At 55.2% G+C, this 23,819-nt stretch carries 20 protein-coding genes; 6 read left to right on the forward strand and 14 right to left on the reverse strand.

Going from position 1 to position 23,819, the window contains the following annotated elements:
• Nucleotides 1-61 precede the first annotated feature (61 nt).
• The gene (gene nhaD, locus ACT3RP_RS14645; protein ID WP_441684916.1) at nucleotides 62-1,528 is read left to right on the forward strand and encodes a sodium:proton antiporter NhaD; all 1,467 of its coding nucleotides are present in this window, start codon (nucleotides 62-64) and stop codon (nucleotides 1,526-1,528) included.
• Nucleotides 1,529-1,721: 193 nt separating this feature from the next.
• Here the strand turns inward: nhaD and ACT3RP_RS14650 are convergent, their stop codons facing one another.
• From ACT3RP_RS14650 to ACT3RP_RS14660, 3 genes are all read right to left on the reverse strand, one after another.
• A complete protein-coding gene (locus ACT3RP_RS14650; RefSeq protein ID WP_444672296.1) occupies nucleotides 1,722-2,321 on the reverse strand; it encodes a CBS domain-containing protein in 600 nt (199 codons plus the stop codon).
• Between the two features lie 106 nt (nucleotides 2,322-2,427).
• A complete protein-coding gene (locus ACT3RP_RS14655; protein WP_441684920.1) occupies nucleotides 2,428-3,840 on the reverse strand; it encodes an ATP-binding protein in 1,413 nt (470 codons plus the stop codon).
• Nucleotides 3,837-4,517, reverse strand: a complete 681-nt coding sequence (locus ACT3RP_RS14660) for a response regulator transcription factor (RefSeq protein ID WP_444624815.1) — start codon at nucleotides 4,515-4,517, stop codon at nucleotides 3,837-3,839. Before ACT3RP_RS14660 ends, ACT3RP_RS14655 begins: the two co-directional genes overlap by 4 nt.
• 207 nt (nucleotides 4,518-4,724) lie before the next feature.
• Between ACT3RP_RS14660 and ACT3RP_RS14665 the strand changes: the two genes are divergently transcribed.
• Complete coding sequence (locus tag ACT3RP_RS14665) at nucleotides 4,725-5,192, forward strand: c-type cytochrome (protein ID WP_483394053.1); 468 nt, start codon at nucleotides 4,725-4,727, stop codon at nucleotides 5,190-5,192.
• 73 nt (nucleotides 5,193-5,265) lie between these two features.
• Here the strand turns inward: ACT3RP_RS14665 and rep are convergent, their stop codons facing one another.
• Nucleotides 5,266-7,335, reverse strand: coding sequence for a DNA helicase Rep (rep, locus tag ACT3RP_RS14670; protein WP_444672298.1), 2,070 nt, complete (start codon nucleotides 7,333-7,335; stop codon nucleotides 5,266-5,268).
• A gap of 143 nt (nucleotides 7,336-7,478) precedes the next feature.
• On the opposite strand from rep, the gene ACT3RP_RS14675 reads away from it, so the two are divergent.
• Nucleotides 7,479-7,949, forward strand: coding sequence for a tRNA (cytidine(34)-2'-O)-methyltransferase (locus ACT3RP_RS14675; protein WP_441684927.1), 471 nt, complete (start codon nucleotides 7,479-7,481; stop codon nucleotides 7,947-7,949).
• Here the strand turns inward: ACT3RP_RS14675 and pyrE are convergent, their stop codons facing one another.
• The gene (gene pyrE, locus ACT3RP_RS14680) at nucleotides 7,950-8,615 is read right to left on the reverse strand and encodes an orotate phosphoribosyltransferase (protein ID WP_441684929.1); all 666 of its coding nucleotides are present in this window, start codon (nucleotides 8,613-8,615) and stop codon (nucleotides 7,950-7,952) included.
• A 141-nt stretch (nucleotides 8,616-8,756) separates the two neighbouring features.
• Between pyrE and ACT3RP_RS14685 the strand changes: the two genes are divergently transcribed.
• Nucleotides 8,757-9,524, forward strand: a complete 768-nt coding sequence (locus tag ACT3RP_RS14685) for an exodeoxyribonuclease III (protein ID WP_096276796.1) — start codon at nucleotides 8,757-8,759, stop codon at nucleotides 9,522-9,524.
• A 105-nt stretch (nucleotides 9,525-9,629) separates the two neighbouring features.
• Here ACT3RP_RS14685 and rph read toward each other — a convergent pair whose 3' ends face one another.
• The 6 genes from rph to ACT3RP_RS14715 all read right to left on the reverse strand — a co-directional run bounded on the left by rph (nucleotide 9,630) and on the right by ACT3RP_RS14715 (nucleotide 16,591).
• Nucleotides 9,630-10,379 carry a ribonuclease PH gene (rph, locus tag ACT3RP_RS14690; protein ID WP_441684931.1) on the reverse strand — a complete coding sequence of 250 codons (750 nt, stop codon included), beginning with the start codon at nucleotides 10,377-10,379 and terminating at the stop codon, nucleotides 9,630-9,632.
• Nucleotides 10,380-10,480: 101 nt separating this feature from the next.
• A complete protein-coding gene (locus ACT3RP_RS14695; RefSeq protein ID WP_192536034.1) occupies nucleotides 10,481-12,037 on the reverse strand; it encodes an FGGY-family carbohydrate kinase in 1,557 nt (518 codons plus the stop codon).
• A 12-nt stretch (nucleotides 12,038-12,049) separates the two neighbouring features.
• Entirely contained in the window at nucleotides 12,050-13,039 is a 990-nt protein-coding gene (locus ACT3RP_RS14700) for an ABC transporter permease (RefSeq protein ID WP_225734387.1), read from the reverse strand.
• Entirely contained in the window at nucleotides 13,036-14,034 is a 999-nt protein-coding gene (locus tag ACT3RP_RS14705) for an ABC transporter permease (RefSeq protein ID WP_192536033.1), read from the reverse strand. The genes ACT3RP_RS14700 and ACT3RP_RS14705 overlap by 4 nt, the downstream gene beginning before the upstream one ends.
• The gene (locus ACT3RP_RS14710) at nucleotides 14,027-15,514 is read right to left on the reverse strand and encodes a sugar ABC transporter ATP-binding protein (protein ID WP_192536032.1); all 1,488 of its coding nucleotides are present in this window, start codon (nucleotides 15,512-15,514) and stop codon (nucleotides 14,027-14,029) included. The genes ACT3RP_RS14705 and ACT3RP_RS14710 overlap by 8 nt, the downstream gene beginning before the upstream one ends.
• 93 nt (nucleotides 15,515-15,607) lie before the next feature.
• Entirely contained in the window at nucleotides 15,608-16,591 is a 984-nt protein-coding gene (locus tag ACT3RP_RS14715; RefSeq protein WP_225734386.1) for a substrate-binding domain-containing protein, read from the reverse strand.
• 292 nt (nucleotides 16,592-16,883) lie between these two features.
• Between ACT3RP_RS14715 and ACT3RP_RS14720 the strand changes: the two genes are divergently transcribed.
• Both ACT3RP_RS14720 and ACT3RP_RS14725 read left to right on the forward strand, forming a co-directional pair.
• The gene (locus tag ACT3RP_RS14720; protein ID WP_318781594.1) at nucleotides 16,884-17,897 is read left to right on the forward strand and encodes a substrate-binding domain-containing protein; all 1,014 of its coding nucleotides are present in this window, start codon (nucleotides 16,884-16,886) and stop codon (nucleotides 17,895-17,897) included.
• A 117-nt stretch (nucleotides 17,898-18,014) separates the two neighbouring features.
• Nucleotides 18,015-18,878 (forward strand): YicC/YloC family endoribonuclease, encoded by an 864-nt coding sequence (locus ACT3RP_RS14725; RefSeq protein WP_192536030.1) that lies wholly within the window; start codon nucleotides 18,015-18,017, stop codon nucleotides 18,876-18,878.
• Nucleotides 18,879-19,008: 130 nt separating this feature from the next.
• On the opposite strand, the gene ACT3RP_RS14730 is transcribed toward ACT3RP_RS14725, so the two are convergent.
• From ACT3RP_RS14730 to ACT3RP_RS14740, 3 genes are read right to left on the reverse strand one after another with little or no spacing between them, the layout of a single operon-like run.
• Nucleotides 19,009-19,803 carry a DUF3800 domain-containing protein gene (locus ACT3RP_RS14730; RefSeq protein WP_192536029.1) on the reverse strand — a complete coding sequence of 265 codons (795 nt, stop codon included), beginning with the start codon at nucleotides 19,801-19,803 and terminating at the stop codon, nucleotides 19,009-19,011.
• A gap of 2 nt (nucleotides 19,804-19,805) precedes the next feature.
• Nucleotides 19,806-20,498: a M48 family metallopeptidase gene (locus ACT3RP_RS14735; protein WP_192536028.1), complete on the reverse strand. Its 693-nt coding sequence runs from the start codon at nucleotides 20,496-20,498 to the stop codon at nucleotides 19,806-19,808.
• Nucleotides 20,495-23,815 carry a type I restriction endonuclease subunit R gene (locus ACT3RP_RS14740; protein WP_192536027.1) on the reverse strand — a complete coding sequence of 1,107 codons (3,321 nt, stop codon included), beginning with the start codon at nucleotides 23,813-23,815 and terminating at the stop codon, nucleotides 20,495-20,497. The genes ACT3RP_RS14735 and ACT3RP_RS14740 overlap by 4 nt, the downstream gene beginning before the upstream one ends.
• Nucleotides 23,816-23,819 lie beyond the last annotated feature (4 nt).

Genomic DNA, 23,819 nt, shown 5'->3' on the forward strand with positions numbered 1-23,819 from the left:
ATGTCGTTAGTGTGCTTATTATCGTGGCGGTCTTTCTCCTCTCTGCTGGGATCATATCGCCATGAAATCACCAAACGTCCTCGCAACTCGGCTTTATGCTAGCCGGGTCGCTTGGCTGTTGCTCGCCTGCACCCTTTTGTCCTTTCCTTCTCTTTCTTATGCTGCCGCTGGGTCGCTGAATCTTACGGCTTCGATTGCCGGTATCTCTTCTGTCCTGATCTTCGTGCTTGCTTATGCGTTGGTGATGAGTGAAGAGCTACTGCATATGCGCAAGTCTAAGCCTGTGCTAGTAGCTGCAGGCCTTATTTGGGCGATAGTCGCCTGGGTCTATGTTCAAGCGGGTATGCCGGAAGAAGCGGAAACAGCTTTCCGTGAAACGCTGCTTGAATACACTGAGCTGCTTTTGTTTTTGCTGGTCGCGATGACCTATATCAATGCCATGGAAGAGCGACGTATTTTTGATGCGCTGCGTTCTTGGCTAGTGCGCAAAGGTTTCAGCTATCGCAGCTTATTCTGGATCACCGGGGTAATGGCCTTTGGTATTTCAGCCATTGCCAACAACATGACCACGGCGATGTTGATGTGCGCAGTGGTTCTGAAAGTCGCTGAGGGCGATAATAAATTTATCAGCCTTTGCTGTGTGAACGTGGTGGTTGCCTCTAATGCTGGCGGTGCTTTTAGTCCGTTTGGTGATATCACTACGCTGATGGTGTGGCAGGCAGGCCAAGTACCGTTTGGCGGCTTCTTCGCACTATTGGTTCCTGCGCTGGTCAATTTCTTAGTACCTGCTGCCATTATGAATTTCTTTATTGTGAATCGTCAGCCTGCGGCGCTAAAAGAGAACGTTTGGCTCAAGCGTGGCTCTCGGCGGATTATCGTGCTCTTTTTGATTACCGTCGCGATTTCGGTGCTGTGCCACTCTATTTTGCACCTACCGCCCGCCATGGGCATGATGTTTGGTCTGGGCCTTTTACAGTTCTTTGGCTATTACCTGCGGCGCAGCCTGCCGCGGTCGCTTGAGCGCAAGCGGGAGCGCTATTCCCGACGGGGCGATTGGAAGAAGCTGGAACAGCTCGGTAGCGTGGTTCCCTTCGATATTTTCAGCCGTATTGCGCGCTCCGAGTGGGACACGCTGCTGTTCTTCTACGGTGTGGTTATGTGCGTAGGTGGTCTTGGGTTTATGGGCTATCTCAGCCTGCTTTCCGAAACGCTTTACGGCAGCTGGAACCCGGTATGGGCTAACGTGGTATTGGGGCTTATTTCGGCGGTGGTGGATAACATACCGGTTATGTTTGCAGTGCTTTCGATGGCCCCGGATATGTCGGAAGGCAACTGGCTGCTGATCACGCTGACAGCCGGTGTTGGGGGCAGTTTGCTCTCTATGGGTTCTGCCGCCGGTGTTGCGCTTATGGGCCAGGCGCGAGGTGTTTATACCTTTGCCGGGCACTTACGTTGGATGCCGGCCATTTTACTGGGCTATATCGGCAGTATCGCGGCGCATCTATGGATTAATGCCTCGATGTTCTAGGCCATTACGGCCCTGCGATTTCAGACCGTATTAGACGGGCCCGAAAAGCTAAAATGCCCCTCATCGATAACTCAATGAGGGGCATTTTTATGAGAGTAACTTTATGAGAGCAACTTAGTACACTTAACCCAGCACAACCCGTGTAAAAAAGTGAAATAAGCGGTATGGGTTACGCTTCAAAAGAGATCAATTTTTACAGATCATGGCCCGTGATAACTTGGCAAATTTCGGCAAAACTCTTTGCCATCGGGACGGGATTAATGTCTTTACCCACGGCGTTCTGTATATCGCTTGCTGAGATAAGGCCGCGAATTCTCAGTTCTTGGTTATCGTCGAGCTCGGTAATCAATAGATGCTGATCGGTAAAGCTCTCCATCGATAATACTAAGTCTTCAATCGTCAATGAGCCCAGCTGTGAAATGGGCATGGCGCTGAGTTTTTGCCACGGTGTCATGATCATTTCAGCCGTGACTTCCTCGCGATTGAGATTGCGCTGTTGCATGGCAAGATTAATCCGCCGAGAGCCAATCACTTCTTTCGAGGTGATAACGCCAATGCAGTGTGCGCGTTTATCCATCACGAACAGTAGACGTATGCCACCGTGGCGCATTTTTAGATGAGCATCGTCTATTGGGGTGTCTGCATCGACGGACTGAGGCATTAGCTGAGAAAAGTCAGTCAGCACGGTCATCGCAGGGCTGGTGGGTAATAGCCGCTTGGGTGTAGGCATTGCCAATATCGGTGTGGTGCCTAATTGGGTCAATGGCTTAGGTGAATATGTTACTTGGTTCATTAGGGCCGCTCCATGTGGAGAAAAGGTGAATTCTGAGTATCGGGTTCACCGTGTTGTTCCACAGTTACATTCAATTCTTACCGCAACCTTAAGAGATTGATAAATTTTATTGTGTAGCGAGCAATTTCAGCAGCTCATTCTCGGTTGGCTGCGGCAAATTAATAACCACGCGCAGCCCTGCGCTGGGTGAATCTTCAAGCTGTAACGTACCGCCATGGCGCGTTACTAAACGCTCCACAATAGAGAGGCCCAACCCTGAACCCGCACTGGGGCCGGAACGTTGGAAACGTTCAATGACTTTTTTGCGTTCGCTTAACGGTATGCCGGGACCTTGGTCATCAACAATTAACTGAAATCCCTGTGCCGTTGCTGCCAGCGTGATACTGACCGCACTTCGGTTGGGGGAGTGCTGAATGGCGTTACCGACTAAGTTCTGTACCAAGGTTTCAATTGCCCCCGGCTCTTCTAACATTAGCCAAGCCGCGCGCTCATCCGCTTCTAATAACAGCTGCTGGCCTCGCTCTGTGGCCAACGGGGATAGCTTGGCTAGGGTCTCGCGGACTTCACGTAGAAGATGCGTATGGCGATAATCGGGCAGTGCTTCTTCTTCGGGCTCTAGGCGGGCGAGTGTTAGTAGCTGCGTGACTAAGCGCGTTGATCGAGCAACGCCACTGCGCAAGTGGCTTAATGCTTCTTGACGGTCCTCAATATTATCAGCCGTCAGCGCATTCTGTGCGTGTAAATCGAGCACGGCTAAGGGCGTGCGCAGCTCATGAGCCGCATCGGCGATGAAGCGCTTTTCACGTATGCGCATCAGCCGAATTCGTTTTAAAAGCCGATTGAGTGCTCCAGCAATGGTGTTTAACTCATGAGGTAATGGGCTTAGCGTTAGCGGCTGTAAGTTGTGCGGGTCACGGCTGCGAATTTGATCGGCCATGCGCGATAGCGGGGTTAATCCCCAGCCGATGGACCACCATAAAAAAGCAGTCAGCAATGGCAGCCCGATTAAGTCAGGCATTAATGTACGCAGCGCCACGGCTCGAATGAGCTCTCCGCGAACGTCTTCACGTTCGCTGACCACTATTCGCTGAGTAGAATTTGATACTTCTAATACATAAATGCGCCATTCATGCTCATCGATGTGAAGGCTAGTGAAGCCAGTAGGATGGTCAGCAAGATCGGCGTCAGGCGCATTGGCTGAGCGCAGTAATAAACGGTCATTTTCCCATAGCTGAAAGGCTAATTTGCTCTCGTAACGTTGCCCTGCAAAGCGTTTATCCCACTGCTTGGCACGCTGTAAAGCGTTATCCAAACTATTAAGCAGCGCGTCGCGATACTCTTCCGGTAGCGGAGTTTGCAGTAATCCGTCTAGCAGGCGCGCGTTCTGGGCCAGGCTGGCATCATAAAGTTCTTCGACCTCGTGAGCCGCGTAGCGATAGCTGATAAAACCAATTACCAACATGCTGAGACCAAATACCAGCAGCACAAGCCCCAGGGTGCGTTGTCGGATAGAGGTCATGGGCGTTCATCCTGGCCGGTTTTATCCATTACGTAACCAATACCACGCAGTGTGCGAATAAGCTGAGGAAAAAACTTTCGCCGGAGATGGTGAACATGTACTTCAATCGCATTGCTTTCCACATCCTCGTCCCAGCCATAGACAAGGCGCGTTAAGGTATCGCGCGTGAGCACCCGCCCAGGATGCGTCATAAACTCTTGCAGCAAGGTTAGCTCGCGACGCGATAGCACTACCCACTGCCCCTGGTAGCTTACCCGCATCGTCAGTGGGTCAAGATGAATACCACGGCACTCCAAGGCGCTATTAACCTGGCCATTACTGCGCCTCAACAGGGCGCGCAGGCGAGCCTTTAATTCGGCGACTTCAAACGGCTTGGTTAAATAGTCGTCGGCGCCAGAATCTAGTCCGGTGATGCGGTCATCCACTGCATCTCGAGCGGTCAGCACTAGGATTGGCACACGATTACCCTGGCGCCTCACCGCTTCCAACACCTGTATGCCATCCATTCGCGGTAAGCCCAGATCAAGAATAACGGCATCAAAAGGCTCACCCTCTTTTAACGCGGCCAGCGCAGTGACACCATCCTTAAGGTGGTCCACCGTGAAATGCTCAGGCTTTAACGCCAAGCGAATGCCCGATGCCAAGCTGGGGTCATCTTCTACCAATAATATCCGCATGGCGGGGTGGTTACTCCTCTACATCAACCGCAGCCACTAAGCATCGAAAGAGATAGCGCATAAAGGCTCTGATTGTCAGGATAAAGGATAGTCTGTAGGTTGATAACCTAGCACGCTTTATTACATTTCTTGCGCTTTGTGTTGCCGCTATACTCGTTCAATACGCACGTCTTAACGTTAAAAGACCGTACTCAAGAGGTGGTGAGAGTGAAAGCGAAGGGAATGATCAGCGGTCTATTGGCTCTCAGCGTGCTTACGGGCGCGGCAGGTGCATTTGCTCAAGAAGACGAGCCTGAGGCGATTGCCAAGCGTTTAGCGCCGGTAGGTAAGCTGTGTTTACAGGGGCAAGCGTGCGGGACCGCCGTTCTTCTGGCTGCTGCTGATGTTGCTGTAGAAGAAGAGGCGGCCGCCAGCGAAGCCGATTCCATTAGCAGCATCGACGCTGCCGCGCTTTATACCAGTGCGGGCTGCGCCGTGTGTCATGCTAACGGCATCGCGGGCGCACCGAAGATGGGCGATTCAGCGGCCTGGGCAGCGCGTTTGGCAAAAGGTACGGACGAATTATATGCCAGTGCGATTAATGGTATTGGCGCCATGCCGGCAAAAGGCGGCCGTCCTAATCTTGCTGATGAAGAAGTGATGGCGATTGTCGATTACATGATTGCGGAAGAATAATAATCGGCAGTGCTGAAATAGCGTTTTAGCTTATCCACAGGGCATTTTGGCTGTCGGCCTGTGGATGATTTTATTATCCAAGCAGTGAGCGCAGCCCGGCAATCGCGTCTTTACCCCGCGCCTGCTTCTTTTCAGGGTCTTCTTTATCCGCACGGCCTTCCCACTCTAAATCCTCGGCGGGCAGTTCTTCTAAAAAGCGGCTTGGCTGGCAATCCATCAGCTCTCCGTAGGCTTTGCGCTGGCGGGCAAGCGTTAGCGTTAGCGTGCGGCGTGCTCGGGTGATGCCGACATACGCTAGTCGTCGCTCCTCCTCAACGGTGCCCACTTCAATTGCATTGCGGTGAGGCAATAGGTCTTCTTCCAGGCCAAGCAAATAAACATGCGGAAACTCCAAACCTTTCGAGGCGTGCATCGTCAGTAGCTGCACTCGATCAGAGTCATCTTCTTCGGCCTGCTGTTCTAAAATATCACGCAGCACCAGACGTGAAATCGCGGCTTCAATGCCGTCGGTTTCCGTCTCAGTGGCATCTGTATGGTCTTCAGTATCGCGGTTGAGCGACTTCTCTAGCTGATCGATCAAAATCCACACGTTGGCCATGCGCCGCTCGGCGACGGTGGGCGCGCTGGCGTTTTGATACAGCCACGCTTCGTAATCCATATCCCGCAGCATGTCGCGAATGGCGGCAATCGCATCGCCTTGATCCATGCGTTTACGCACGCCGTCAATAAAGTGGGTAAAGCGCGACAGCCGCTCGACGGCCCGGGTTGGCAGAACCTGCTCCAAACCGAGCTCATGAGAGGCAGCAAACAGCGAAATTGAGCGCTCAGTCGCATAGTTGGCGAGCTTTTCAACCGTACCTGGGCCCACCTCACGGCGTGGCACGTTCACAATGCGTAAAAAGGCGTTGTCGTCAGCTGGGTTAATCAGCAGGCGCAGATAGGCCATGGTGTCTTTGATCTCGTTGCGCGAGAAAAACGACGTACCGCCTGAAAGCTTGTAAGGAATCTGGTAGTGCTGCAGCTTGAGTTCTAACAGCCGAGCCTGGAAGTTACCGCGATAAAGCACGGCAAAATCGCGCCAGTCGGCCTTTTCTTTAATACGCCGAGTCAGCATTTCGCTGGCGACGCGCTCAGACTCGGCCTCTTCATGGCGATTCACAATCACCCGAATAGGCGCGCCGTCGCCCATATCTGACCACAGCGTCTTGTCATAAATATGAGGGTTATTGGCGATCAGCGTATTGGCCGCGCGCAGTATCGTGGCGGTAGAGCGGTAGTTCTGCTCCAACTTGATCACTTTCAGGCGCGGAAAGTCTTCACCCAGGGTAATAAGGTTTTCAGGGCGAGCGCCGCGCCAGGAATAAATCGACTGGTCATCGTCGCCTACCACGGTAAAGGTGGAGCGCTCCGCCATTAAAAGCTTCACCAGCAGGTATTGGGAAACGTTGGTGTCCTGATACTCATCTACCAGCATGTAATGAATTTTACGCCGCCAGCGCTCTAGCGCCTCCGGGTTGCGCTGTAGCAGTACCACCGGCAGCAGAATCAGGTCGTCAAAATCCACTGCGTTGTAGGCTTTTAGATGGCGCACGTAGGCTTCGTATACCCGTGCAGCAAAGTGTTCATCGTCATCTGCCGCAAATGAGAGTGCATCGCTGGGCAGCACTAAATCATTCTTCCAGGTAGAAATTTTACTCTGCACGGCGTTGATCTGCTCGGCATCTACCTGGGCATCTTTGTTCATTAAATCGCGCAGCAGCGCCTTGGCATCTTCCGGGTCGAACAGTGAAAAGCCCGGCTTGTAGCCCAGTGTTTTCAGCTCACCGCGAATAATATTGAGCCCCAGAGTGTGGAAGGTAGAGACCGTTAACCCGTGACCTTCTTTACCGTGAAGCATCTGGCCCACGCGCTCTTTCATCTCACGCGCGGCTTTATTGGTAAAAGTGACCGCGGCGATCCTACGTGCGCTCATTCCACATTCTTGGACTAAATAAGCAATTTTAGTGGTGATAACGCTGGTTTTGCCCGACCCTGCGCCCGCCAGCACTAAGCAAGGGCCATCAATGTAGCGCACGGCCTCTTGCTGGCGTGGATTTAGCCCTTTAATGCGGCTAAGAATGCTCTTAGATGTTGAGGGCGTCATGGCGAAGGTAGTCCTCTGCGAGTGCTGCACGTTATTTCGCGTACGATTTTAAGTGCTATTTTAAGTGCTATTTTAAGTGCTATTTCGATTACAATCGGCGGCGCTTAGTAAATGCATAACGGGTGAACAATAGGCAGGTGGAGATGTTTGACGTAGCGCTTTTTGAACCACGCATGGCGCCCAATACGGGCAATATCATGCGCTTAGTCGCCAATAACGGCTGCCGACTTCACCTGATTGAGCCGCTTGGCTTCGACTTGGAAGAGAAAAAACTGCGTCGCGCCGGGCTGGATTACCGTGACCTCGCCAACGTTACTCGCCACGCGGATTTTAGCGCCTTTCAAGCGGCCATGCAGGGCCGACGCATCTGGGCGATCACCACCAAAGGTACGCGACCCTATAGCGATGCTGATTTTGCTCCCGGCGATGTGCTGCTATTTGGTTCTGAAACCGCAGGACTTTCGCCCCAAGTACATGAAACGCTAACCGCTGAGCACAAGCTGCGCCTGCCCATGCAGCCCAACAACCGCAGTCTTAACCTTTCTAACGCCGTGGCTATTGTGAGCTACGAAGCATGGCGCCAACAAGGATTTGAAGGCGCGCAGCCCATCTAATCAGCCGGCAATGCCGTAGCGATCACGATAAGCCCTAATCGCTTGTGCATAGGCCAGCATCTCGCCACCGGCGTGTTCTTCAAGGTAAGTAAGCACTTGCTCTAAGGTAACGATACTCACCACCGGCATTGAATACTGTGCCTGTACTTCCTGAATCGCACTCTGTTCGCCCTGGCCACGCTCCTGGCGATCAAGCGCAATGATCACCCCGGCAGCACGCGCGCCGCTTTGCTCAATCAGGCTCATTACTTCGCGAATCGCCGTGCCTGCGGTGATGACGTCATCAATAATGAGAATATTGCCGGAAAGCTCCGCGCCAACAATGTTGCCACCTTCGCCGTGGGTTTTGGCCTCTTTGCGGTTGAAGGCGTAAGGCATATCCTGGTCGTGGTGATCGGCCAAGGCTGCGGCCGTGACCGCCGCTAGCGGAATTCCTTTATATGCTGGGCCAAACAGCACATCAGCGTTTAGGTCGCTATCGACAATCGCCTGAGCGTAAAACCGGCCCAGCTTGGCCAGCGCTCGGCCGGTTTGAAACAGCCCAGCGTTAAAAAAGTAGGGACTAACGCGGCCGGATTTAAGCGTAAACTCGCCAAACTTAAGCACACCTTGCTCAATGGCAAAGGCAATAAAATCGTGCTGGTAGGGTTGTAGAGTGGTGGCCACGGCATTCCTCACTAGGTGGTAAGTTTAAATAGGTACGAAAGCAACAATAAAAATGGGGTAAATGGCAAGTTTTAGTCGCTGCCTTTACCCAAACGTCTAAACGTCGGGTATCATACAGCAGCGACGCAAAAGGGACGATTTATGAAAATTGCCAGCATCAATGTCAATGGTATTCGTGATGCCGTCGAGCGTGGCTTCCTGGACTGGCTGGCTCAGCAGGATGTCGACGTCGTCTGTGTGCAGAATATTAAGGCGAAAAGTTTTGAACTGGGTGACCACATTCTGTATCCGGAAGGCTATGAAGGCTACTTCCTGGATGCCGAAGAAGACGGTTTCTCCGGCGTAGCACTTTATTGCCGCAAAATTCCCAAGGCGATTATGTATGGCCTCGGGTTTCCTCAGTGTGACCATGAAGGACGTTTTCTGCAGGCGGACTATGAACGCTTCAGCATTGTCTCCTTTTTGATGCCTGACGGAAGCGATCAAAAAGCCAAGCAGGCGTTTATGGAACAGTACCAAGAGTACCTGACGAAGATGTCGCGCAAACGCCGCGAATACATCCTCTGCGGAACTTGGCATGTTGCCCATAAAACCGTCGACTTGGCCAACTGGTCGGACAATCAACTGACCTCAGGCTTCCGCCCGGAAGAGCGCGCTTGGATGGATCAGGTGCTTGGTCCTACCGGGTTTATCGACACCTTCCGCGAAATTAACCGCGATGCGGGTGAGTACACCTGGTGGCCGAAGCTTGATCAAGACGTGCCCCGTGAACGCCAAGAAGGCTGGCGGATCGACTATCAATTAGTCGGCCCCAACTTCCGCCGCCACGTGGTTGACGCGTGGATTGATTACGATGCGACTTTCTCCGAGTTCGCACCGCTGATCATTGAGTACGATCTAGCGCTTTAAGCGCTAGTCAGCGCACTTTTCCCGCGTCGCATTAGTTTAAGTGGTAACTAAGCAACAAGCCGACCCTTAGGTCGGCTTGTTGCATTTTTGGCGTGCGTTAAACGTTTAGTCACGAATTCCCAGTGCTTCACGCTGATGGTTGCGCAGCGCATCGCCCGCTTGCTCGGCTAAATCGAGCATACTGTTGAGTTCTGCGCGGCTGAAGGAACCCGCCTCGGCGGTACCCTGCACTTCGATGAGCTCGCCGTTTTCGGTCATCACCACGTTTAAATCGGTATCGGCTTTGCTGTCTTCCGGGTAGTCCAGATCCAGCACCGGGACACCCTTATAAATGCCCACGGAGATAGCACTAACCAGCTGCTTGAAAGGATCGCTTTTGATCTTCTTCTCACGCTGCAGGTAGCGGATGGCATCCATCAGCGCTACACAGCCACCGGTAATCGCCGCGGTACGCGTACCGCCATCGGCCTGAATGACATCGCAATCAATGGTAATGGTGAATTCGCCCAGCTTCTTCAAATTCACCGCTGCGCGCAGGCTACGGCCAATCAAGCGCTGAATTTCTAACGTACGGCCACCTTGCTTGCCGCGAGAGGCTTCACGATCACTGCGCGTATGGGTAGCGCGGGGCAGCATGCCGTATTCAGCGGTAACCCAGCCCTGATTTTTGCCGCGCAGCCAGCGTGGAACACCGGCTTCTACGCTGGCATTACACAGCACTTTGGTGTCGCCAAACTCCACCAGGACAGAGCCTTCCGCATGACGGGTGTAGTCGCGCGTGATGCGAATCTCACGGAGCTGGTCGGCTTGGCGGCCGCTGGGACGAACAACATCAGGACGCGTAGCACTGCTCACAAATAACACCTCTCTACAAAAAATCGCATTACAAGGAAAAGCCGCCCATTGTACACGTCTGAGCGTGTGCTTATGTGTTTAAGGCCCGCGAACGGTGGTTGTTAATCGAGCCGTCCAGCGTAGAGCTGCTTGAAAGCAGCATAACGCGCCGAATGTAGCTCATATGTTGCTGGGTCAGGCGCCAGTACCTGCTCGCCAGGGGATAGCTCACTCGCAACGCTCAATACATCGCCATTAGCGTTTGCAGCCATCGCCGCCACGGCAGCTCCAAGCAGCACGGGCTCCGGCGCATCAGATAAGATAACGCGGCAGCCGGTGCCATCGGCATACAGCTTGCGCAGTAACGCCGAGCGGCCGTGGCCACCGCTTAAGTGCAGCGTGTCAATTGCGTAACCATGCGCATTTAGCCGCTCGATAATCGCACGAGTGCCGTAAACCAGCGCGGTGGCGGCAGCCCAGTAGACCTTAATAAAACTCTCCCGCGGGGTATCTAGCGTGAGTCCGGTAATCGCGCCGCGAATTTCTGGGTCCGCCAGCGGAGAACGATTGCCGATGAAGTCGGGGCATACATGGGTATGTGGCGCAGGATCGCCGTTTTCCAGGCGCTCCAGCAGCACATCGGAAAGCATACCGTGCACATCGTCGCCAAATTCACTGCCAGCTGCGAACATCGCTACCAAGTGATCCAGCAGCGCACCGGTAATGCTTTGCCCGCCTTCGTTAGCCACAAAACCATTGCATAGTGCGCCCGGGTAGGGGCCCCACACGCCGGGCACCTCGCGCCGCTCGGGTTGGGCGCTGATATGGCAGGTGGAGGTGCCGCCAATCACCGCCAGGCGTTTCTCGGGGGCGTCGGTTAGGCTTCTGCCGAGGGTGCCAAGGGCACCGGCATAGGCATCGATCATGCCAACCGCGAAGGTGCAGTCAGTGGTGAGTCCCAGGTCGGCCGCCGCCGCCGCCGTTAATTGCCCCAGCCTTACTCCAACCGGGCGCACCTGGTCACTTAAACGGGCGCGTTCAAGTACATCCTGCATACCGATTTGATCTAGAAAATCGTGGTCCCAGCCATACCCAGGGCGTGGATCAAATGTCCACTTGCAGGCGAGCATACAGACCGAACGCTCAATGGAGCCTGTGCATTTAAAGCCTAACCAGTCGCCGAGGTCTCCAGCGTAGCCAATCTGGTTGTAAAGCTCTGGGCGGTGGCGCTTGAGCCACATTAGTTTGGGCATCTGCATCTCAGGCGACATCACGCCGCCCAGATTAGACAGTGGTGCGGCGTTGGTGGCCGTGCACTCGGCGGCCTCAGCGGTGGCGCGATGGTCCATCCAGACGATGATATTCCATGCCTCATCGCCCGGTGAGAGCTCAAGCGGCTTATCTTGCTGATCCAGCAGCACGAGCGAGCAGGTGGCGCTCACCGACATGCTGGTGATGGCGTCGGGCGCCACGCCCGCAGCCTCGCGAGCACGCTGGGTGGCACTGCACACTGCGTTCCATATATTCGTGGAGCTCTGCTCTACGTGGTGTTCGGCAGGGCGATGCATCGCAATGGGTGTTTTCGCCTCGGCAAGCATCACGCCATCAAGCGTGAAAATGCCCGCCCGAGCGCTGCCAGTACCGATATCGATACCCAGAACATGTTCTTGATGACTCATGGAAAACCTTACTCACGACTGTTTGATAAACGGCATACGCAGTGCCATCACAATAATTAGAAAAGCACCCCAGACGGCGGTGGCTAGATGCTGGCTGGCGCCCATCAGGTTCATACCCGAGGCGATCACCTGCAGGCTCATTAAGCCCAGCACCAGTGGCAGTACGCGGCCAAAGCCGCCAAATGGGTTCGCCCCGGCTAGAAAACAGGCCAGCACGGTAATCAGTAGGTAGCTCTCGCCGTGGCCTACGCGCACGGAGTTGAAGCGAGCGAGCATCACCATGCCGGCGAGACCCGCGAGCAGACCGGAAAGGGTGTAGACGGTAATCAGCACGCGTTTCACATTAATGCCCGAGTACTCGGTAGCACGAGGGTTGGAGCCGAGCATATAGATCGAGAACCCGGTGCGGGTGAAGTGCATGACGTACATAAGCCCGGCGGCGGCGGTGAGAAAGATCAGCATGGGAATTGGCACGCCCAGCAAGCTTCCGCTACCGATGGTTTGAAATACTGGCGGCATACCCGATATACCGCCACCGCGAGTTAAAAACTCGCCCACGCCTTGCAGAAAAATCATCGCGCCTAGCGACACTAAAATGGGGTGCGCACCCACGTAGGCAACGATAAAGCCGATTAAAAAGCCAGCAGCGGCACCCACAAGCAGCCCGACCATAATCGCCATGGGAACGCTTAAAATGCCCATTCCTGCTAGCAGGCCCTGCACCAGCCAAGCGGTGGTGAGCCCCGCAATATTGGCGGTAAAGGTGACCGAGAGGTTGAGCCCGCCGGAAATAATCGGTACCAGCATCGCCAGCGAAAGTAGCCCAAGCTCCGGCAACTGCATCGACATCGAGTTAAAATTAGTCGCGGTGAGAAAGCCCGGTGCCAGCAGTGAGAAAAAAACGATGCTGGCAATTAAAAGGGCCGTCATGGCCATCACTTCAATGGTATCGCCACCCAGACGTATGCCAGCGCTGGATGGCGTGTTCAGAGGCTTATTCATACGTTTTTCGCTCTGGTTGAACGGGGCAACAGATTGCCCAGGTTACTGGTCGTAATAGCGATCAAAATAATTAGCCCGACAATCATGCGGAAGGCGTAAGGAGTAACGCCCAACAAGTTCAGGCCATTTTGCACCACGGCGAGCAGCAGTACGCCGAGCACTGCGCCAAGCACCGAGCCACGCCCGCCGCCCAGCGTCGCGCCGCCCAGCACGACCGCGGCCAAAATGGGCAGCTCCTGGCCTATCAAGGCGTTGGGCACTACCTCCTGTACAATATGTGCCTGCATCAGGCCCGCTACACCCGCGCATAGCCCCAGCCAGCCGTAAGCAAAGGCGTGAATTTTCCAAACACTCACACCTGAGCGGCGGGCGGCCTCGGGACTTGAGCCAAATCCGTAAATAGTGCGTCCGAAGCCGGTACGCGCCAGAATGAACCAGGTGAGCACGACCATCACTGTCATGACGGCAGCGGGGAAGTAGAGCGTCGCCGAGCCGCGCTCTGCAGGCAGATCGAGCAGCGGAATCGAGTAGTAGAGCCAGTCGGGAATATCGTAAATCGATACGCCGCCCGTGAAGTACATCAGCAGCCCGAAGAAGAGATTAAACGTACCGATGGTGACGATAATCGAGACAATTTTAAAACGGTGGATCAGCAGCGCATTAAAGAGCCCCAGCAGGGTGCCCACCAGCATTGAGAGCAGGATGCCCAGCGGCCAGCTGCCGCCGCCCAGAGTATCGATCAGCACTGTCATCACCACGTACTGCACCACCGAGGCCGCCACCGCGAAGGAGATATCAATGCCCCCCGCGATGAGCACGACCACCAGCCCAACGGCAAATATGATATTGACTGACTGATTGTTAAGCAGATCAAACAGGTTCTGAAGACTTAAGAAACTGTCGGTGGTCAGCGCCAGCACCACCGACAGCGCCAGAATAATGCCCAGCAGCGCCCCTTCGGTGCCGATACGTGTGCGCGATAAAAGATTACGCATTGATGATTGCCTCCAGCGCTTCTTCCGTTGTTTCTGAGGGGATCACCTCAGTGGTAATGCGCCCCTCCCGCAGCACCAGCGCTCGGTCGGCATTCATCCAAATTTCCCCCGCTTCGTCGGAGATCAAAATAATCGCCACGCCCTGATCGGCAAGATCACGGATGATGTCGAAAATGCCGGCTTTCGCTCCTACATCGACGCCAATGGTCGGGCAGTCGAGAATCAGCACTTCAGGCTTGGTCGCCAGCCACTTGGCAAGGGCGATGCGCTGCTGGTTACCCCCGGAGAGCGACGAGACCGCAAGCTCTGCATCGCTCACCTTGGTCTTCAGTTGCTCGACCCAGTGTGCGGTCAGCGCCCGGATGCGCCGCGGCGAGAGAAAGCCGCGCGGCTTCTCAAGTGAAGGCAGCACGGTGACGGCGCTGTTCATGTTAATCGACTGGTTCTGTACCAGGCCCAGATGAAGGCGGTCTTCGGAAAGGTAGGCGATCTTGTGACGCACGGCATCGCGATTGGAGCGCAGCTTGAGCGGCAGGCCATCCTTGCGTATCTCGCCCGACGTGGGGCGGGTCATGCCGAAAATGGCATGGGCGATCTCGGTACGCCCGGCACCCAGCAGCCCCGTCAGCCCCAGGATTTCCCCGCGATGCAGGGTGAAGGAGACGTCCTCGAATTCGCCTTGACGACTCAGGTGCTTAAGCTCCAATACCGGTTGACCTTGATGGGTTTCAGCCCGGGGGGTGAACTCAAGCTCAAGGCCGGTCATCAGTGTGGAGAGCCTTGCCTGGGTCATCCCCTCGGTGGGATAGGTGCCCACGAGCAGGCCGTTGCGCAGCACAGTGACGCGCTGGCACACCTCAAGCACCTCTGCCAGCCGATGGCTGACCAATACAATCGAGATGCCCTTTGCTGCCAGCGAGCGGGTAATCACCAACAGCGCCTGCACCTCTTTGTAGGTGAGAGAAGCGGTGGGCTCATCCATAAAAATAATGCTGGCGCCTGCGCGCAGCACGCGGCAGATTGCGACCAGTTGACGGTGGGCAATCGAAAGGCCGTCCACGCGGGCGGTAGGGTCTAAATTGAGCCCAAACTGTTGAATAATCTCGCGCGCTTGCTTCAGCGCCTCTTTATAAGAGATCGGCCGCCACGGCTTTGAGACGTAGTCATCAAAGACGATATTCTCCGCGACGGTTAAGTGCGGAAAGAGCGCAAGATCCTGCCAGATGACGTGGATGCCCCGGCTGCGCGCTTCTAGCGGGCTAATGGCTGAGAGAGTTTCATCGCCAAATGTAAATTCAATGCCTGGCTCAGGCTTGTAAACGCCGTTGATAATTTTAATGAGCGTACTTTTGCCGCAGCCGTTTTCGCCCGCCAAGCACATAACCTCACCACGGCGAAGTTCGAATTCGACATCATCGAGCACCCGGCTTTGCCCGAAGACCTTGCTAACATGACGCGCTCGAATCGCGATCTCGCTCATCGGCGGCTCCTCTCTAGACGTGATGGCTCTCTTAACATAACTGCCGCGCTCATTGAGCGCGGCAGTGTTGACACGATATGAATAAGCGCAGTCTTACAGGCCGAGCTCTGCCAACTCATCCACGGTCTCTTTGCTCAGCTCCAGCGGCTGCGAGGCAAAGATCGTATGGCCGTCCAGGGTGATTTCACCGAGTACCGGCAGCTCAGCGCCATCGGTAATCTCTTCGCCGTTATAGAGCATCTCACCAAGCGCGACGAAGGCCTTACCTGCCTCAAGTGGGCTCCACTGGAAACCGCCCGTGATAACCCCTTCATGCACCAGACGACGCCCCTGACCCGGCGAGAAAAGCCCCATCACGGCAACATCGCCCTCTAGTCCACGCTCTTTAACCGCACGAGCGGCACCGATGGTGCCCTGGCTGCCAAACGACATAATGCCCGCCAGGTCTTCATGAGCGCGCAGCAGATCAAGGGTAGTATTCCGGCTATCGTCGACGCTCTCGGCCACGCCGAAACGCTCTGCCGCTTGGGTCAAACCAGCGCAGTTTTCGTCCAGCCAGTTCACGGCAGCATCTGCCCAGGCGTTATGTGCAGGCACGCTTAGGCCGCCCACATAAACAGCGTAGGAGCCTTCGCAGTCGGTGGTCTCAGCAAGCAGTTTGGCGTGCTCTTCGCCAAGCTGCTGCGCCGAAATCATCTCAAAATCGTAGTCGATATTGACCGACTCGGGGCTCTCGTGGGTCAGCACGATAATGCCTTGCTCGCGAGCGCGCTCCAGCACCGGCTCCAGCACTTCACGGTCGTTGGGCACCACGCCGATGACATCGACGCCGCGGCTGATCAGATCTTCAATCGCGCGTACCTGGAGGGCCGGGTCGGCGCTAGTGGGCCCCACCATATAAGCCTCAACGCCTAATTCCTCACCCATTTGCTCAATGCCCATTTCCATGGCATTAAACCAAGGGATGCCACCTACCTTCGCCACCACAGCGATAGTGGGTGACGTCTGAGCCATTACGCCACTGCTGCCGATGACGCTTGTGAGTGTAACGGCGGTAAGAAGTGCTTTATATTTCATTGTCATTGCCTGCTTGCTGTTGGCTAGCCCAGCCAGTGGAATGGAGTGCATTGAAGCGTTTTGACGGTGCCGACGTGCGCTGCCCGATGTCGAAAAGGCATCGATGCTTTATGCCTTAAAATGCTATGAGGGTGTCATAACGCTGAAGGCGTTGAACGTTAATCAAGCGATGCGTAAATACTCCGAATTTGTTCTCTTAACTTAGCATGCACAATCGGTTGTGCATTATACAGCATTGACCCATTATGAAATCACGTCAATGCTACTTTTATCTATTTCAAGGAGCGGTTACGTGGTAAGCGAGTCACCTAAGCGGCTAACCATTTACGATCTGGCCAGGCTTGCCGACACCTCGCCGAGTACCGTCAGTGCGGTGCTCAACGGTTCTTGGCAACGGCGTCGTATTAGCCAAAAGCTAGCCGACAAAATCCTTTCTCTAGCCGACAGCGAAGGCTACTCTGCCAATATGCAGGCACGCGCGCTGCGCCGAGAGCGCTCAGGTATTATCGGCATGATTCTGCCGCTCTACGACAACCGCTATTTCAGCTCGATTGCCCAGCATTTTGAAGCCCAGGCGCGCCAGCGCGGGCTGTTTGCGATTGTCGCCTGCACCAACCGCGACCCGGCGCAGGAGCGCGAGGCAGCGCGCATGATGCTCGCCTACCGGGTCGAGTGTTTGGTCAGTACCGGGGCGACTGATCCCGACACTATCTCTGTGATGTGCGACGAAAGCGGCGTGGCGAGTATTAACTTGGATTTGCCCGGTAGTAAGGCACCTTCGGTGATTTCCGATAACCGGGAAGGCGCGCGGCAGCTCACCAACGCCATTCTTGACCGCTTGGCCGGGCAGGCTGCGCGTGACGACGCTATCCTGTTTATTGGCGGGCGAAGCGAGGATCACAATACGCGCGAACGTATCGCCGGTTTCTCTCAGGCCCGCGCTGAACGTGGGTTGTCCACCTCGGAGGCGGACATCCTTCCCTGCGACTATGCCGCCGATAAGGCTCAGGTCGCGTTAGAGGCATATATGCGCCCCCGCTCCACGCTTCCCAGCGCGATGTTCGTCAACTCAACGATTTCACTGGAGGGGGTCGTGCGCTGGCTTCAGCGGGGCGGCTACCAGCTAGATGACATGATTGTGGGGTGTTTTGACTGGGACCCGCTGGCCGCCGCGTTTCACCCTCACCTGATCATGGCGCGACAAAGCGTGGGCGAGATGATTGATCGCGTCTTCGAGGTGATTGATACGCCATCGCCGGACGCCCGTCTGCTCATCGAAGTGCAGCCAGACATCATTGGTGTGTGATCTTTGCCCCTTCGCACAGCACTGACCGCGCCGAATGAATAGGCGAGTGAATTGAAAACAAGAGTGGTGGCAAATGCTCTACACTTCCATCACGCCAATCTCTCTACAGGTTATTCAATGACGCACAGCATGACCGCCTTCGCCCGCACCGAGCAGGCCGCCCCCTTTGGCACCCTGCAGGTCGAAATTCGCTCGGTTAATCAGCGCTACCTAGAGCCACATTTCCGCCTACATGAAAGCCTACGGGATTTAGAACCGGTGCTGCGCGAAGCACTGCGTACTCGCCTGGCCCGTGGCAAAGTGGAGTGCAGCTTGCGGTTCGAGAGTTCCGAAACTGCTCAAGCGCCGGCGGTGAACGCCCAGCGGTTAAAAGAGATTGCCGACGCCCTAGTCGCCATTCAGCAGCAGGTGCCCAGCGCCGTGCCGTCCACCACGCTCGCGCTTCTCAATCAGCCCGGCGTAATGGAAACCCAACACCTGGATCAAGACGCCATCAAAGCCGCTGCTAAAACTCTGTTCGACCAGGCGTTGAATGAACTGATCGACGCGCGCGCCCGTGAAGGTGAAAAGCTCGCCGAGATGATCACCTCTCGCCTGACAGCGGTAAGCGAGCAGGTCGCTACCGTCAAAAGCCTGCTGCCGCAGATTCTGGAGCGCCAGCGCGCTCAATTGCTGGAGCGTTTGGAGGTCGCCAAGACCGAACTCGACCCGCAACGCCTGGAAGCCGAGCTGGTGCTGGTGGCGCAAAAAGCCGACGTAGACGAAGAACTGGACCGCCTAACCGCGCACATCGACGAAGTGCGCCACCAGCTCGCCCAGAAAGGCCCTAAAGGCCGCCGCCTGGATTTCCTGATGCAGGAGCTTAACCGCGAAGCCAACACGCTCTCGTCGAAATCTGTGGTCGCTGAGACGACCCGCTGTGCGGTAGAGCTAAAGGTGTTGATCGAGCAGATGCGGGAGCAGATTCAGAATGTTGAGTGAAGACGGTAAAAATTGACTTTAGTGTATAGAGTATCCAAAATGTCCAACAAGTGGACTGGGAGTGCCCGGTCGGCGTCTAAACCTCGGTGAGTTTCATCGGGGTTTTTCGCTGCCTAGACGATACAAACTATTAAGGAAAGTGTTTCAGCCCCCATTGATCGTAGCCATCCCCTACTGCCTGTCGTCCGCCTTCGCAGTAAAATTTACTTCTCAATACATCGAATGCCTGATTAGGCTGCGCTGGATCAAGTACATGTCGTCCGATGGGGCGCGCTACTAAATCTGCCAACTGTAAACCTGCAGAGTTACTTGCTTTTGCTGCCATACGGATACTAAACGGTAAGTCACGCTGATATTTATTGTCACCATCACAAATACGGCGAAACTCCAGCTCCAGTTCATCGTCTTCCTTTGCTCCGCGTTTCTCAACGATGACATGGGTGACGAGATCCTCCTGACCCTTCTCTTTGACGAGATCAAAGAGCGTCTCTAAACAATGACGTAGCGCCAAATGATACGGGTTATCCTGCTCATCGCGACTACTCAGTCGATGCTTTTCAATGACGCATGAGGCGAGGATGAAGTTGCTGTCGTCAATTAACGTGCTCAGACGTCCCATGAAAGCCTGCTTGTCGGCCCTGTTCTTAAACAGCCTGAAATCGCCTTTCTCCTTGCGAATTTCATGCTCATGCAGGATGACCAAATCATGGCCGAAATAATCGAATTTCAGCTGTTGCAGTGCTGGCACAACGCTCGACAGATAGTGCCCCTTGTAGAAAATACAAAAGGCCAGCACGAAGACCGGATAATTGGGGTCGATATTAGCCATACCGTGATCGCCGCTTTCATCGACGTATACGACGAAGTCACTGAACCTACGCTCTTTACCAATTGTGGGCGGCACTGCTTCACAGCTTCTTGTCATTACTAAATTCCCTCAACATCCATTCCGTGCTCAGCTAGCCACAGTTTGCGCGTTTCATAGTCAGGCATGGCACGCTCTAGCCGTAGCCAGAATTCTTCGGAGTGATTGGGTTCATGGAGGTGAACCAATTCATGCACAACAACGTATTCAGCGATGCGAGCGGGAAGCAGGATGGTTTTCCAGTGAAAGTAGAGTATCTCACCCTTGCCGCAGGAGCCCCAGCGATAGCCCAGATCCTGCACTTTGATACCAGTGGGTTTTACTTCCAGCCGAGCAGAAAAGACCTTTACGCGTTGCCATAGCCACTGTTTACCTCGCTCGCTGTACCAGCGAATGAAGTGACGCCGTGCCTCTGGCCGAGCGTCCTGACGTAGATGAAAGCGCCCGTTGAGCCATTTCAGTGGCGTCTCTTGAGCTTCTACCAGATTCAAGCGGTGATGACGGCCAAGATATAAAAACCCCTCACCCTGCACATAGCGTTTGATACGAACCTGTTTCTGCATCAACGCCTTTTCGGCCAGTTTTTTATAGATCCATGGCTGTTTACGCCGCACGAAGGCTTCTAGTCTCTGCGGGTTAGTGTCCGGTGGCGTGGTCAGCACCAAGGACTGATCGCGTTCGACCGTGAGTTGCAGCGTTCTACGCTGCGCGCTTTCGCGCACGGCAATCGTCAGATCATCTACTTGTAGCGTCATGACTGCTCCAGCTTATAGCTATTCGCCTTGGCGAGGTCGCGCAGCTTGTCCACCAACGGCTCGATTTGCTCCAGTTCCAGCAGTTCACTCTCATAAATAAGCTCGGACAACTCACCTTCAAGCGCTTCCTGCATGGAGCGACGATGTGGCTCCCAAAAGCTAGACGTCTTCACCTCATGGCTAATGTGCTCAACCAAATGCTCGGTGAGCTGAATCAGGTCGGATTGGGTAGCTAGGTCGGGTGGCGTATCGCCACATTTAACTTCGCGTAGCATGCGATAGAAAGGCAGATAGGTTTCGGGTACATCGGGCAGCCCTTCTTCGTGACGGGTGCTACCGCTATTCACTTCGTCAATGATGGCCTGAAGCGCCGTAATAAGTGCGTCCCACTGCCCGGCCAGCCCATCCAGAATCTCCTTGAGCCGCTCACTGAGTTTGCCGTAGTAGACGGGGTCTTCGTCCAGCTTTTCGCTTACTTGGCTGCGAATGGCGTGCTCCATTTCCGAGGCAACGGCTTTTTTGACTTTCTTGGCCGATTCTTCGTTATCTAGGCCGTAGCTGGCGGCTTGATCGCGTACCTGATTCAACTGCTGACTAAACTGTGCATCGGTCAGATTAACCGGCGCGATTTTCGGATCGATCCCCAACGAGATCACATGTTCGTCAATCAGGCGGCGTACCTTCGCGCCCACATCCTTGCCCAGCACCGTGCTGTCGCGGTAGCGACGACGAGCCTGAGCATAGATCATTGCCAGCGCCTTGGCATCGGCAGTGAAAGGTAGCGCTTCTGGACGAGGTAGAACCGTATCCAGACTCTGCATAAAGGCTTTGAGTTTGACCCCGAACTCTTGGCGCACACGTTCGCTATCGAGCGCCTGAACGCAGGCCTCGACATCGTGTAAATCTTCAATACCCCTTGAACGCAGTACATCCACCGCGCGCAGATGGCGATCACGCAGTGCTGGAATTTCATCTTTCAAGCTGCGAAGCGCGCCGTCGACATCGTCATCGCTGTAGGCAGCCAGTGCCTCTTTGAGATGATTGGCGACGCCATAGTAATCCACCACAATACCCACCGCTTTGCCGAAACCGGTGCGATTTACGCGGGCAATCGTTTGCAGCAGCTCGGCCCCCTGTATTGAGCGGTCGAGATACATCACGCCTTCGATGGGCGCATCAAACCCGGTCAGCAGCATCGACTTGACGATCAGAAAGGCCAAAGGGTCGGTTTTGGATTCGTATTTTTCCGTGCTCGCCAGCAGTGGCTTTTTGAATCGGGCGATCGCTTCGTCCTGCCGAGCACGGTCGGTATGGGGTTGCCACTCGGAGCCGTCATTATTGCTACCGGAAACGATGGTAGCGAACTCCAGTCGTGCTAAAAGCTCGCGATAGCGCCAAGCCTGTATGCGCGCCTGTAGCTTTGGCGTCTTGCGCAAGAGTGCTTCATCATCCAGCGCTTTCAATTCAGGGCTGAGCTGGTGAGCTTCTTCAAGCAACTGATCGCGAGCTTGTTCAAAGGCTGCCTTGTAGCGCACCGCTGCCAGACGGCTGTAGCCCACCACCTGTGCTTTAAAGCCGTTAGGTAGAATGTGGGTGACGTAGTGGCGCAGCATGTCCTGCGCCTTCTCCTCAATAAGCTTCGTCGCCTCCAACACGTTGCCTTTGGTGGCGTACTTCTGCTTGATTGCTTCCAGCTCTTCCGGGGGCCTGTCGGCAAAGAAGTCCTCGAACAACTCGTCGAGGCTGCTACCATCCTTCACCGCCCCCTGCACGGTGCGGCCCTCGTAGAGAACTGGGACGGTGGCACCATCCGCCTCGGACTCGCGGATGGTGTAGGTATCAATGAACTCGCCAAAGATCTCGTGGGTACGCTTTTTCTCGCCCATGATGATCGGCGTGCCGGTAAAGCCGATGCGTGCGCAGTTGGGCAAGCCTGCCTGCAAGTTGGCGTGTAGGTCGCCTGCTTGGGTACGGTGGGCTTCATCCACCATTACCAGGATATCTTGACTGGTATTGAGTTGGTCAAAGTCACTGACCTTGGCCTTGCTTTCGGCATCGCGATACTGCTGGATCATCGCGAATACCAGCCCAGGCCCCTCTTGGCGCAGTATCTTCTTGAGCGCTTTACTGTTATTGGCCACATGCACCAGATCACCGCTTAGCGAGGCAGTTGCGGAGAGCTGCTTTTGCAGGTCGATACGGTCGGTGATCACCACAATCTTGAAGCGGCGCAGTGACGGGTCGGTGCGCATGCGGCGCACCAGAAACATCATGGTCAGCGATTTACCCGAGCCCTGGGTGTGCCAAATGATGCCGCCGCGCCGGTCGTGTTCGCCGTCTTCGCTCCGTGTTTTGCCGTGGCGCAGCCGGTCGATGGCCTTCACTACGCCGCGGTACTGCTGGTAACGGCACACCAGCTTGATAGTCTGCCCGCCGGTGGTCATGAACAGCGTGAAGTGTTGCACGATATCCAGTAGGTTAGCCGGTGCCAGCATACCTGCCACGGTGCGCTGCTGGGGCGAGAGCTTAGTCACGTCGAACGCCTTAGCAACGTCGGTTTCACTCTGATGCGGGTTTTGCGCACTCGACACCGTTTTCCAGGGCAGGTAGTGGCTTGCGCCCGCGCCGATGGTGCCCACCCGGCAGTCGTCAAAGCAGGTAGCCATCAACAATTGGTTAGTGTTGAACAGGGCTGGCGCACCTTCGTGATCGCCCGCCTCGCCATTGGCAAAGCGCTGGTCGCTGTAGCGGCGTAGCTGATCGATGGCCTCGGCCATCGGTTCGGCCAAGTTCGGGCTCTTACACTCGATCACCACCAGCGGAATACCGTTCACCATCAGTACCAGATCAGGAATGATGTGCTGCTTCGCCGTATCGTGGCCCGGTGGGCACTTCACCTTGTACTGGTTGATGACTGTAAAGCGGTTGTTTGCCGGGGTGTCCCAGTCGATATAGTGAATGGCGCGTGAACGGCCGCCGTCCCAATCAGGTAAGCCATCGACTACGAAGCCTTCGGTGATTAGTTCGGTAGCGACCCGGTTGGCTTCCATTAATCCAGGCGCGGCAATCCGCGTTAGTGCAGACACTGCCGCACTCACCCGCTCGTCATTCAACCATATGCTTCGCGAGCCATCGGCGTGCTTGCGGGTATTGATTACCTTGAGCTTCGCGCGCAGGACTTTATTCTGCACCACCTCGGCAAAGCTTTCGCGCCCGGTGGCGGCCGGGTCGTCGAGGCTGCCCTTGCAATAGGTCCAGCCCATCGCCACCAACTGGTCGATCAACGGCTGCTCGCTTTGTTGAAACTCGGACCCCATCCGG

Origin of the sequence: Halomonas sp. AOP5-B2-8 (genome assembly GCF_052376475.1) — a bacterium.
Lineage (GTDB): Bacteria > Pseudomonadota > Gammaproteobacteria > Pseudomonadales > Halomonadaceae > Vreelandella > Vreelandella casei.

Excerpts from the sequence above, each read along its gene's own strand:
- nhaD (WP_441684916.1), top strand. The coding sequence starts at position 62 with ATGAAATCACCAAACGTCCTCGCAACTCGGCTTTATGCTAGCCGGGTC.
- ACT3RP_RS14650 (WP_444672296.1), bottom strand. The coding sequence starts at position 2,321 with ATGAACCAAGTAACATATTCACCTAAGCCATTGACCCAATTAGGCACC.
- ACT3RP_RS14655 (WP_441684920.1), bottom strand. The coding sequence starts at position 3,840 with ATGACCTCTATCCGACAACGCACCCTGGGGCTTGTGCTGCTGGTATTT.
- ACT3RP_RS14660 (WP_444624815.1), bottom strand. The coding sequence starts at position 4,517 with ATGCGGATATTATTGGTAGAAGATGACCCCAGCTTGGCATCGGGCATT.
- rep (WP_444672298.1), bottom strand. The coding sequence starts at position 7,335 with ATGACGCCCTCAACATCTAAGAGCATTCTTAGCCGCATTAAAGGGCTA.
- ACT3RP_RS14675 (WP_441684927.1), top strand. The coding sequence starts at position 7,479 with ATGTTTGACGTAGCGCTTTTTGAACCACGCATGGCGCCCAATACGGGC.
- ACT3RP_RS14685 (WP_096276796.1), top strand. The coding sequence starts at position 8,757 with ATGAAAATTGCCAGCATCAATGTCAATGGTATTCGTGATGCCGTCGAG.
- ACT3RP_RS14695 (WP_192536034.1), bottom strand. The coding sequence starts at position 12,037 with ATGAGTCATCAAGAACATGTTCTGGGTATCGATATCGGTACTGGCAGC.
- ACT3RP_RS14700 (WP_225734387.1), bottom strand. The coding sequence starts at position 13,039 with ATGAATAAGCCTCTGAACACGCCATCCAGCGCTGGCATACGTCTGGGT.
- ACT3RP_RS14705 (WP_192536033.1), bottom strand. The coding sequence starts at position 14,034 with ATGCGTAATCTTTTATCGCGCACACGTATCGGCACCGAAGGGGCGCTG.
- ACT3RP_RS14710 (WP_192536032.1), bottom strand. The coding sequence starts at position 15,514 with ATGAGCGAGATCGCGATTCGAGCGCGTCATGTTAGCAAGGTCTTCGGG.
- ACT3RP_RS14715 (WP_225734386.1), bottom strand. The coding sequence starts at position 16,591 with ATGAAATATAAAGCACTTCTTACCGCCGTTACACTCACAAGCGTCATC.
- ACT3RP_RS14725 (WP_192536030.1), top strand. The coding sequence starts at position 18,015 with ATGACGCACAGCATGACCGCCTTCGCCCGCACCGAGCAGGCCGCCCCC.
- ACT3RP_RS14730 (WP_192536029.1), bottom strand. The coding sequence starts at position 19,803 with ATGACAAGAAGCTGTGAAGCAGTGCCGCCCACAATTGGTAAAGAGCGT.
- ACT3RP_RS14735 (WP_192536028.1), bottom strand. The coding sequence starts at position 20,498 with ATGACGCTACAAGTAGATGATCTGACGATTGCCGTGCGCGAAAGCGCG.
- ACT3RP_RS14740 (WP_192536027.1), bottom strand. The coding sequence starts at position 23,815 with ATGGGGTCCGAGTTTCAACAAAGCGAGCAGCCGTTGATCGACCAGTTG.